Source organism: Scytonema sp. UIC 10036, from assembly GCF_009725235.1.
In genome coordinates, this window is sequence record NZ_WJFC01000306.1 from 1 (window position 1) to 11,806 (window position 11,806).

Consider the following 11,806-nt stretch of genomic DNA (forward strand, 5'->3'; position numbering starts at 1 on the left):
CATAATTCATAATTCATAATTCATAATTCATAATTCATAATTCATAATTCATAATTCATAATTCATAATTCATAATTTCTTGTACTAATTTTGTTTCTGTTCCAAATTCTTTCCGCCAGTCTTCTAGGGATTCTTGGGCAGCATTGGGTTCTGCTTTGTCAAGGGAAGGTTCTGTAAAATACTCATAAACTCCTTCATAGGGATTTTCTAGACTATATAAACCGGGATTGACTTCTCTTACCTTTAATTTATGGTTTGGTAACGGTTGAATTCCACTTGGATCTATCATCTTGTCTCCTACTTTAAGGTTCCTGAGAGTATACTCGCTCCTACCATCATAGTTCGATATATCTGAGTTAGCATATCTTGTGAATTGAGCACTTCTTCAATTTCAGTAGCGGTATCAAGGGTGAGAATCCCAATTAATTCGTAATTGTCAATTATCTTTTGAAAATTTGTGGTTTCTAATTGAATCATTTTTTCCAAGTCTTCTTCTGTTATTTCTGTAATGGTTTTCCAATTGAATATCGGTACAGTTACTATAGTTTTTCGATCTTTCGGAATTTTGTTGACTTGGGGTTTTGTCATGTTAAATACAGACGGTTCTTGTTTTAAGTTCTTAACATTTAGTAAAAAAAACTTTCGCTCTCTCCACGATTCTCCCCAAGCACCTTTGTTATTTCTATCTATTTGCCAATCTACATCTGGATCTTCATCCATCTTGTATTGATATGCGATCGCAAACCGATTTTCCTCTTTTGGTAGCATGATATAGGAACGGCAATTTCTGAGATTTGTGCTTTCTTCTATTTCTCTAACAATTGTTTTAAGAGTCGGTTTCACCAAATAAGGCGGAGCGTGTAAAGCTTGCAGTTGCTCGATAGTATTTGTGGCTTTTTTCCACTGGGGTAAATTTAATGCTAGAAAGCTAGCCGTTGCACTATATCCCCGATAAAAAAGATTTTCTCTTAATTCTACATCGATAGAAAAATCTAGAGTTTTAACGCTAGCTGGTATGGGAACACGCACGTGGTAAACTTTGTCTGTTACAGACCTAAGTAGATCGTCACTGGAATCTATTATAGTCGATAACATATCAGCGCAAAACTGACCAAATTCATATTTATGTTTTGTGTGAGAAGATTTTGGATTGTCTTGACTGTATAAATCAAAGGCGATAACGGGTTTGGAGTTTTTCCTTTGCTCTTCTTTAAAGAGAAAGACTGGCAAATTACTACTTAAACCCCCATCTACCAAAACGCGATCGCCCTCTATGACGGGAGTAAACACAAAGGGATAGCTTATAGATGCTCTAACGGCTTTAATGACAGAATAATTTAATGCTTCTTCCCCTTCTCCTTGAGGATAGACAACAGCTTTGTGACTTGTAACATCTGAAGCTACAATTTTGAGAGGAAAACATCCTATATCTTTGAGATTTTGAAAAGTAATATCTGTTGCATTTTTCAGTTGTTCTTTTAAAGAAGATTCACTGTTTTCCACTTTCTGACTGTTTTGGATCTTCTTTAAAAGAAAATGAGTGAGTTTGTTACCATTACAAAAACCAAAATTTTGTCTGAGTTCATTAATTAAATCTAAATTTTTTAATAAAACTAAATCTTTGGAAATACTTTTAGCCAGATTTTGTGGTAGTTGTTTGAAACGTTGTAATTTTCTTTCTGCATCATCTAAAAAGTCATGAAAATTAATTTCCTCTACCATAATCTTTCTAATTTCTTCTGGGGAGTAGCCCACATTTGCCAGTAAAGCTACGATACTCCCTGCTGATGTTCCGCCGTAACCTATGAATTTTATACCCTGTTCTGCTGCTGCTTTTAAACACCCGACTAATGCAGCACCCTTGACTCCACCACCATCTAAAATAGCGTAAGCTTCCACTGACATGGAAAAGTATCCTCTACATCGCTTTTCTCTCTATCTATTTTGACGTGTCGTCGCTGCTGATACTTTTCTTGTTTTGTAGTATAATTGTAGTATAAAAGATTATTTCAAGATATTATTAAGATGCAACAACAAATCCTCGCCGCTTATGATAAGGAAGGTATTTTTGTTTATCAAGCGTTTAAACCCTCTATTGCTGATGAAGCTGTACTGAAAGGTACTTTTGGCAAAGGCTTTAATTTAGAAAGGATGACTTGGATCAAGCCATCTTTCGGTTGGATGTTGTATCGCTCTGGTTATGCAAGCAAGCACAGACAAGAACGTATTTTGAAAATAAAACTCAGCCATGAAGGTTTTCAGACAATTCTAGCTCAAGGAATCCCTACAACTTGCGAGCGCAACATTTTTGCTTCTGAACAAGAGTGGAGACGAGCATTAGACAACTCAGAAGTACGATATCAATGGGACCCCGACCGAAATTTATCACTCCATCGACTCGAACGCCGTGCTCTACAGATAGGAATTCGTGGCGGTATGGTGCAACAATACGTCAATACTTGGATTTTATCCATAGAAGATGTGACCCAATTAGCTCATGATATCAAAGTCGCTGTAGAAACAAAGCAGGAACAAATGCCAGAAGTTCCTCAAGAACGTGTCTATGAGGTGAATTCAGAAATTCAAAAAATTTTAGGTATATCAGCCCTGTCAAGGTGACTCACAAAATTGTGATTCAGGTGGCAATTCCTCATTTTTTTCCTCTGCGCTCTGGTGCGCCATCTGCGGTTAAATAAATTACTTTAAAACCGCAGAGGCGCAGAGTACACAGAGGTAAGAGGTGAGAAGACGATTGATTTCCTGAAATTTTAATCCACCTTGACAGGGCTAGCAGTGCCTACCTTACATAGTAGGTATTCTAGCTAACTGAGAACTGCTATATTTCATTTCTAACAGTCCTTCTTGTCGTGAAATTATTGGTGTGTAACCCAGTTCGCGCCGAGCTTTGGTATCATCTACCGTGACTTCAGATCCTATTAGAGACAAGGCTGTTCGGGTGATAGGAGGTAAACCCTCAAGTTTTAACAACGTCCATGCTTTCTCTAAAATCCATGCCCATGCCCAAACTAACCAACGTGGTAAACTGCGTGTTCCTGGTTCAACTCCTTGAGTATGTAATAAGTTTGTAATAAAGCGGCGGAATTCTACAGGCTCACCATCAGTGATGAAATAGATTTCACCTCCCTTTCCTCTTTCTGACGCCAGAATCAAACCTTCACACAAATTTTTGACATGACAGGTAGAAGTCAAATACCGACCTCCGGAAATCCAGGCAAACTCTTGATTGTGGATTGCTTTAATAAAACGCGCTAACAATGTGGTGTCTCCTTTTCCCCAAACAAAACGCGGACGCACCACGACTGTTGTGAGTTCATCTGAGTTTGCTGCGATCGCTTTTGTTTCTGCGATCGCTTTAGTCAGTGCGTAAAAACCCAATGGCTTTTCTGGAAGGCGTTGGGTTTCATCTGCATTAACGATCGCTTTTCCTTCTATCAATACCGCATCCGTACTCACGTATACAAGGCGCGATACACCTGTTTCTTTTGCAACGGCGATAATTTGTTCTGTTCCACGAATATTAACTTCTTGGAAGTCCTCGAAAACTCCCCAGTCATCTACCTTTGCTGCTAGGTGAAATACAACCGTACACCCTGTCATCCCAGACTTTAAAACTTGCGGATCGTTGATATCCCCAAAGATTGGAATAGCTCCATAAGACTCGATCAGTTCAATTTCAGCCTCCCATTTGACAAGCGATCGCACTTCAACACCTCGTTGTACAAGAGCCGTTATCAAATTGCGACCAACAAACCCCGATCCACCTGTAACAAAAGCACGCATCTGTTTATCTCCTTAATTTGAGTGCCTTAACTATCTCACTTAAAAAAGACACAATTTAATCGGACGGAAGCGAAACGTGCTTTTTAATTGTTAAAAACACGCAGAAGTTGCTAAATTTTTCACTAAGCTTTAAGGAAATTTGCGATGATACTTAAAGCACTATATGGAGGGAAAAAACTTCACTTCTTGGTCTTCTTCATACTCTAAAGTTTGAGGAGTACACTATTTCTCAAAAGCACGGCATAGCCCCAATTTAATTGAAAGAATTCCCATAATTTATAGTATAGATAATTTAAGAAAAATTGACATCAGACTTTAGTCATAATAGCAGTTAAGACAAAAGTACCCCACCCTAACCCTCCCCGATGGATTGGGGAGGGAACCCGTTTTTCTATTTCCCCCTTTCCAAGGGGGGATTAAGGGGGGTAATAATACCATAAAAATCACAGCTTACAACTTTTCAAATATCCTCTTAGGAACATTATAAATATATTGTTTAGTTAATAGAAAACAATTTGAAATTAAGTAGGTAGGGCTAAAGCCCACTATATTATATTGATGGTATGCTTTAGCCCTACCTACATTTAAGATTTTCTATACTGCTCTCAATCTTCTGCCTTCATCATAAAGGAATAGTAAAAAAGAAGGTGCTGCCCACATCTATTTGACTTTCAACCCAAATTTTTCCATCATGTTGTTGTATAATACTGCGACAAATTGCTAAACCTAAACCAGTTCCACCATGCTTGCGAGAATCTGTTGCATCGACTTGATGGAAACGTTCAAAAATAGTTTCTATGTTGTTTGTCGGTATACCTCTGCCTTGGTCTTGAACTTTAAATAAAACCACAGGAGAACCATCATTTTTTTCGGTTATTTTTTCTGCTATCATTGTAATTGTAGAATTTTTAGGGGAAAATTTGATAGCATTACTTAACAAATTTGTCAAAACTTGGATAATGCGATCGCTATCTACGACCACTTCAAGAGATTGAGTTATAATTGATATTTTAATATCAAAATTATTAGCTGTCAGCTGCATTATCTCTGCTGCTTTAGTTAACAATTTATTAGTTTCATATTTTTGTTTATATAAAATCATTTTTCCAGACTGCAATCTTTCTAAATCTAAAATATCGTTCACCAATCTCACCAGACGTTCCGCGTTTTCGGAAGTAATTTGAATCAAACGCTTACCCTTTTCTGACTCAGGAGATACTAAACCAGTTGCCAACAAGTTTAAACCTCCATGTATTGAAGTCAGAGGAGTACGAAGTTCGTGGCTGACAATAGAGATAAACTCATCTTTGATTTTGTCCAATGCGTAACGTTGGGTAATGTCCTCCCCAATGCTCATAATACCTACAATTCTGCCTTTTGAATCTCGCAGTACAGTATGGTTCCAAGCAATCAGTCGTTCTTCTCCAGATTTGGTAAGAATATAGTTGTGATAATGAAGGTGTAATTCGTGCTGTAACATTTCCGCAAAAAAATCTTTTACACCCTGTTGTTGATGCTGGGGAATACAATTTTCAATCCAATCTTTTCCTAAAATTTCATCTTGTGTATAACCAGTTAATCTTAAAAAGAAAGGATTGAGGTATTCAACTTTACCCGTACTGTCAAGCCCTGCAACCAGCAACTGCACGTTTTCTAACAAGTTGCGCCAGCGACGTTCGGCTTCTCGAAGTTGAGCATCTATGTCTTGCTGGCGTTTGATGACATCTTCCAAAATACCGATGGATCTGTGCAGATGTAAATTTGTTTTAGTTAATTCCGATGTTCGCTCAGCCACTTTCATTTCTAATTCGGCTTTTGCTTTTTGCAGTGCGACTTCCGCTTCATTACGTGCCAATTGTTCGCATAATATGAGATTGACTAATTGTTCTGCATTTTGTAATATCAAAACTTTTTGAGCTTGAGCATCGGATATATCTAAAGGAGCGTTCTCACCCATGGTAATAGCTCTTAAAGTTTCTTTTAAAATTTGGATTTGATGGCGCAGGGTTGCATTCTCAAGTTCAATATCTTGATTTTTTGTCACTACAATCACCTAATTTCTTATACCAATTTTTTATGAAGCCACACATTATTTTTACCCCTCCTAACCTCCCCTTATAAAGGGGAGGGACTTAAATTTCCTTAATCCCCCCTTTATAAGGGGGGATTAAGGGGGGTAAGGAAAGATAAAGGCAGGCGGTAAGGTTCTTTCTATGCATCTTCATCTGAAAACGGTATTAAATATTTTGAGCAGATAATTGCGGTATCCTCCAAACCGCTTAAAAGGAATGTAATATATAATACTTTTTGTCATCATTTTTTGGCTGCAATATGCTTTAATTCCATAACATAAATTATCATTTGCTTCTGACACACTGGAGTGACAGCTGCAACTATTTCAGTTGAAGCTAAGATTTAAGCAACTAACCTTTCATTTTGATGTATTATTTTTATCTATTGTAGTATTACATTTTTTTAAATTTTGGCAAAATTCACAAATTATTCACAATCTAAAGTTAACGTCTTATTTAACAATTGATTGTGAACTGCAAACTCCGAAAAAGATTGGGGATAAATTTTATAGTCTCTATTTTTAAGCGTAAATAGGCACAGATAGGAAATAAAGGAAAAATATGACCAAACGAGTCTTAGTGATTGATGATGAAGATGGGGTCAGAAGTATTATTCAAATTTCTTTGGAGGTTGTCGCTGGATGGGATGTGCTCAGTGCTACTTCAGGCAAGGAGGGAATCACAATTGCAGAAGTTGAACAGCCTGATGCTATTCTGTTGGACGTAATGATGCCGATTATGGATGGTCCAACAACTTTCAAGGAGCTACAAGCAAATACGGCGACTTGTCATATTCCTACCATTTTGCTCACAGCTAAGGCGCAGTTAAGCGAACAGAGGCAGCTCCTTAATTTAGGTGTCGCTGGAATCATTACCAAGCCATTTAATCCTCAAGATTTGGTTAGTAATATTTGTAACCTTCTTAACTGGGTTGAGTGATAGTTGACTGGGAATGCAGTGTGCGAAGCGAGGCAGAGCTTTGGAGGTAGAGCACAGGAGGCTCCGCCTCCCTCAAGGCATTCCCACCCTGAGGCTGGGAACGAGGTAAATATCTTTATGATTCCCTAACCTCTAGTTCCAAGAGATTCTGGCAATGTTAAAGGCAGTTGAATCGTGAAGATTGTCCAGCTTTGATTGGTGGTTACTTCTATCGAGCCTTGGAGAAATTTCACCAGCTTTTTCACCAACGCCAAGCCCAATCCCGTACAGCTATTTGACTGATGTTTGGTAGGTGGAGTTTGATTGGACAAGTCAAAAAGGTCAATTGGTTCTATTGTCTGACTTTGAGCAATCCGATAAAACGGCTCGAAAATGCGATCGCGTTCTGGTTCCGGAATTTCTACTCCTGAATTGCTAATAATAATTTGCAAGTCCGGATTTTGAGTGTTAGTATTATCAGCTAGTCGAGCCGTGACTGCTATTTTCTCTCCATTAGGAGTGTATTTGCAAGCATTGTTAATTAATTCGGATACAATTCGAGTTAAGCTTGGTAAATCGGTAATCAGAGATGGTAAATCTGTGGGAACTTCAACTGTTAAAGTTTTGTGTTGATATTGAGCCAATTGTTGAAAACTTTCAACACAATGAGGTAACCAGTATTGGAGATAAACTGAAGTTAATTCATAGCGATAAATATTAGCATCAAGGAGTCGAATTGTTAACAAATCATCCACCAAATCTAACTCTCGTTCGGACTCGTAACGCAGAACACTTAAACAACGCTTTATAGAGGCTGCTTCCGATTGCAAGATACCTTGCCGATCTAATAGATTTTCTAGTAATGAGATTGCCGTTATTATATTTGATAAGGGAGTTCGCATTTCATAAGAGGTAACCGTCAAAAATTCCTCTTTTAACTTATTTAAGCGTTGGAGTTCTGCCATTTGGATTTGTAGTTGTTGGGCGCGTTCCGCCGCTAGGTTTCGTTCTTCAATTAACCTGCGTTGGGTGTCATCCCGAAAAACCATGACGGCTCCAGTCACTGCACCGTTATTATCTTTAATTGAAGTAGCACTATCAGATATGGGAATTTTTGTGCCATCTTTAGAAATCAGTAAAGTAGGCTCGCTTAAATAAATAGTCCGTTCTTGTTGTAAAGCTAGGATAATTGGGTTAGTTGCTTTGAGTTGAGTTTGTTCGTTGACAATTTGGAAGACTTCATCTAACATTTGCTCTTTGGCTGTATCAAATTGCCAGCCCGTGAGCGCTTCTGCTATCTGATTCATGTACTTAACACGCAACTGCGTATTGGCTACTATTATGCCATCTCCCATTCCCCGCAGTATAGAACTCAAAAATTGCTCGCGTTCATAACGATTCAGTGCTGTTTGAATAGCTACATATAGTTCTTGTTCTCTAACAGGTTTGAGGATGTAACCAAAGGGAAATGTTAGCGTTGCTCGTTCTACAGTACTTTTGTCAGAGTGTCCCGTTAAGTAAATGATAGGAATTTGTAAATGATTCCAGATTTGCTCTGCCGCTTGAATGCCGTCCATTTCTCCCCGCAGGCGAATATCCATTAGAATTAAGTTTGGACGCAACTCAGTTGCTTTCTCAATTGCTTCTTCCCCTGAATCTGCGGTATCTACAACTGTATAACCCAAAGTCTCCAAACTTTCTTGTAAATTAAGTGCTAAAATATACTCATCTTCTACAATCAAAATTTGAATATTATTAGTTTTATCGGTATCTGAGGATATGGTCACCATGGTTTAGCCTAACCTTTTTTCAAATTGATTTTGAATTGTGTTCCTTGCTGAGAGTTAATCTCAATGCTTCCCCTTAATTGTTTCACCAAACCCTCAATAAGATTTATACCCAGTGTTTTTCTCCTTTTGCTCTCAAAATCTAAAGGTAAACCTACTCCATTATCTTGAACAATCAGTGTCAATTGATGCTCGTGTTCATATAACTTCACTAGGATTTCGCCTGCTTGGTTGTTGGTAAAAGCGTATTTTAAAGCATTAGAAACGAGTTCATTGACAATCAAACCACAAGGAATGGCGCTTTCTATATCCAAACCCACATCCTCAATTTGAAGATACAGTTTGACAAGACTGGAACTCGTATTATAAGAATCAAATAAGTGAGTCACCAGATCGGGAATATACTGGGCAAAATTGATGTTTGCCAAATCTTCAGAGCGGTAGAGTTTTTCATGTATTAAAGCAATGGAGGCAATGCGGTTTTGACTATCTAGCAAAATTGATGTTACTTGTGGCTCTTGAGTACGCCTGCACTGCATCTGCAACAAACTGCTGACAATCCCTAAATTGTTCTTAACGCGATGGTGTATTTCTTTGAGTAATACCTCTTTTTCTTTCAGAGATTTTTGAAGTTTGTCCTCAGCTTGCTTGTGCTCCGTTATGTCTTGTTGAACAGCAACAAGGACTTTTCCATACTCGGGATGTTCAAAAACCGATGTGGTCGCACGGCACCAGAACGGTGTACCATCTTTCTTAACATTGTGAACTTCATACGTTGCTTCCCCATGTCGCAGGACAGCAGCACGAATTGCTTGGTTAACGTCTTCAGCTGTGGTGTGCTCATCTTCGTAATTAACAATTGATACGTGCCGATCTGTGAGTTCACCAATATCATAGCCAAACATCGTCTCAAATTTGGGGTTGGCGTAGACAATAATTCCATCAGTAGCTCGAACCAAGCAAATTCCCTCCGCCATGTTTCGGGTAATCACAGCTTGTAGTTCCAACATGTGTTTGGCATGGTTGCGAGCGTTGATATCTACTAGAGATAAATTTTCAATCTCAGAATGCACTCCCATTGAGTATAATACTCGCAATACATTGCTTCGGGTGATAACGCCAATGAGTTCGTTGTTATCCATCACTGGTAAATGGCAAAGATCGTGCTGGTGAAATTTTTGCATAACAATAGAAATCTGCTCTGCATCTGCCTTACTGATAGTGATGACAGGTTGGGTCATAGCTTCAGCTACTGTGATATTCTCAAACAAAGTTCGATTGCCGATCGCCCTCACCACATCTGTTTCTGTCAAAATGCCAACTAATTCCTGCTCGTGAAAAACAAGTACATAGCTGGTTTGAGCTTGGCTCATTTGAGATATTACATCAACGACTAGCATATTTTCTGTAACTGTCACTAACGATCGTTGATAATTTTCATCAAACAAACGCAGTTGAGAAATATCCATCTCAGTGATTCCTTTTGCAACGGCAGAACCTTAAGTCAGAGTTTCACACAAAGGCACAAAAAAAGATACAAATTTTTTGAGTACTAATATAAGTGCAATTGAGATACTCGTACTTAGAGCGTGCGTAAATTTTAGAATGACCTTTAACAAATGACAAATGACAAATGACCAATGACAAATAACCAATAGTCTTCTACTTACCTCTTGTTAAAGTAATTTTGAATTCTGTTCCTTGCTCGGAGTTAATTTCAATGCTTCCCCTTAATTGCTTCACCAAACCCTGAATAAGTTTGATCCCCAATGTTTTTGTCTTTTTCTTATCAAAGTCTACAGGCAAACCTACTCCATTATCTCGAACAATCAGTGTCAATTGATGCTCGTGTTCATATAACTTCATTATGATTTCACCGGCTTGGTTGTTGGGAAAAGCGTATTTTAAAGCATTAGAAACGAGTTCATTGACAATTAAACCGCAAGGAATGGCAGTTTCTATATCCAAACTGGTATCTTCAACTTGAAAATGGAGTTTAATATGACTCGATTTCATATTATATGAATCAAATAAGTGAGTCACCAAATCGGGAATGTATTGAGCAAAATTGATGTTTGCCAAATCTTGAGAACGGTAAAGCTTCTCGTGTACCAAGGCAATAGAAGCAATGCGGTTTTGACTATCGAGTAGAATAGCAGTAGCTTGCGAGTCTTGGGTACGTCTACACTGCATTTGCAACAAACTACTGACAATCCCTAAATTGTTCTTGACGCGATGGTGTATTTCTTTGAGTAAGACTTCCTTTTCTCGAAGTGAGGCTTCAATATGTTCGGAAAACCTGCGGAGGGTTAATTCACTTTGTTGTAGATCGGCATTGAGCTGGCTTAACTCGGCTGTCCGTTCGGCAACTCGGATTTCTAGCTCTTGTTTGGATTGTTTCAGTTTTGCTTCGGCAAGTTTGCGATCGCTAATATTGCGATAGAAAATCCCCAGCCCTTCTGTTGATGGATAGGCATGAACTTCCAGCCACACATCATAAATGGGAGGAGAGTAATAACGCTCCTCAAAGTGAACGGGTACTTGATGTGCCATTGCATATTGGTACTGAAGTTCGAAATTGCTATTCACAGAAGCAGGCCATTCTTCCCAAAGGGTTTTTCCCAGCACTTGGCTGCGGGGCTTGTTATTGTTGATTTGTTCTGCGGCAGCATTTTGATAGGTAATTCGCCAATCTCGATCCAGAGCAACAAAAGCATCACTCATACTTTCTAAAATATGGGATAGTCGTTGGGCAGTTGCCTCTGCTTCTTTTTGTGCTGTTTCGGCTGTAAGACGAAGTGCTTGTTCCCGTAAGGCAGCTTCTTTGCGGATCTGCGCCATCTTTAAACTTGCTTCTATCCGTGCTAGCAATTCGCGAGTAGAGAAAGGCTTAGTTAGGTAATCATCGGCTCCTGCTTGCAGCCCTTCAATGCGCGACTCCTCACCAGCACGGGCAGATAGGAGGATGATTGGCAGTTCTCGCGTTTGGGGATTTGTCCGCAGTTCTTGCAGCAACCCAAAGCCATCTAGGCGGGGCATCATCACGTCTGTCAAAACCAAGTCGGGAAGATATTGCTGAATTGCACTCAGTGCTGCTATGCCATCTTCTACAGCTTCTACGTCATAGCTTTGTTTCAGCAACCGCTTCATGTATTCCCGCATATCGGCATTATCATCCACTACAAGAATGCGAGCTGAAGAGGAGTGGGGGCTAGGGTTCCCCTCTGG

At 39.0% G+C, this 11,806-nt stretch carries 9 protein-coding genes; 2 read left to right on the forward strand and 7 right to left on the reverse strand.

Translation table 11 applies throughout. The features are described 5' to 3' along the window. Positions 1-55: 55 nt before the first annotated feature. Together F7734_RS57905 and F7734_RS57910 are read right to left on the reverse strand one after the other, a co-directional pair. Positions 56-289 (reverse strand): hypothetical protein, encoded by a 234-nt coding sequence (locus F7734_RS57905; protein WP_155753160.1) that lies wholly within the window; start codon positions 287-289, stop codon positions 56-58. An 8-nt stretch (positions 290-297) separates the two neighbouring features. Next, complete coding sequence (locus F7734_RS57910; RefSeq protein ID WP_155753161.1) at positions 298-1,905, reverse strand: patatin-like phospholipase family protein; 1,608 nt, start codon at positions 1,903-1,905, stop codon at positions 298-300. 120 nt (positions 1,906-2,025) lie between these two features. On the opposite strand from F7734_RS57910, the gene F7734_RS57915 reads away from it, so the two are divergent. Continuing rightward, a complete protein-coding gene (locus tag F7734_RS57915; protein WP_155753162.1) occupies positions 2,026-2,619 on the forward strand; it encodes a DUF4291 domain-containing protein in 594 nt (197 codons plus the stop codon). A gap of 183 nt (positions 2,620-2,802) precedes the next feature. Here the strand turns inward: F7734_RS57915 and F7734_RS57920 are convergent, their stop codons facing one another. Beyond that, positions 2,803-3,801 carry an NAD-dependent epimerase/dehydratase family protein gene (locus F7734_RS57920; RefSeq protein ID WP_155753163.1) on the reverse strand — a complete coding sequence of 333 codons (999 nt, stop codon included), beginning with the start codon at positions 3,799-3,801 and terminating at the stop codon, positions 2,803-2,805. Between the two features lie 622 nt (positions 3,802-4,423). Then, a complete protein-coding gene (locus tag F7734_RS57925) occupies positions 4,424-5,845 on the reverse strand; it encodes an ATP-binding protein (protein ID WP_347566467.1) in 1,422 nt (473 codons plus the stop codon). Positions 5,846-6,434: 589 nt separating this feature from the next. On the opposite strand from F7734_RS57925, the gene F7734_RS57930 reads away from it, so the two are divergent. Further along, on the forward strand, positions 6,435-6,812 hold the full coding sequence (locus F7734_RS57930) for a response regulator (protein ID WP_155753164.1): 378 nt from the start codon (positions 6,435-6,437) through the stop codon (positions 6,810-6,812). A gap of 125 nt (positions 6,813-6,937) precedes the next feature. Here the strand turns inward: F7734_RS57930 and F7734_RS57935 are convergent, their stop codons facing one another. The 3 genes from F7734_RS57935 to F7734_RS64890 all read right to left on the reverse strand — a co-directional run. Then, positions 6,938-8,581, reverse strand: a complete 1,644-nt coding sequence (locus tag F7734_RS57935; protein ID WP_155753165.1) for a response regulator — start codon at positions 8,579-8,581, stop codon at positions 6,938-6,940. 8 nt (positions 8,582-8,589) lie between these two features. Next, the gene (locus F7734_RS57940; RefSeq protein ID WP_207714462.1) at positions 8,590-10,047 is read right to left on the reverse strand and encodes a histidine kinase dimerization/phosphoacceptor domain -containing protein; all 1,458 of its coding nucleotides are present in this window, start codon (positions 10,045-10,047) and stop codon (positions 8,590-8,592) included. Positions 10,048-10,240: 193 nt separating this feature from the next. Next, positions 10,241-11,806 (reverse strand): response regulator (locus F7734_RS64890; RefSeq protein ID WP_243147618.1); only part of this gene is annotated, 1,566 nt, incomplete at its 5' end.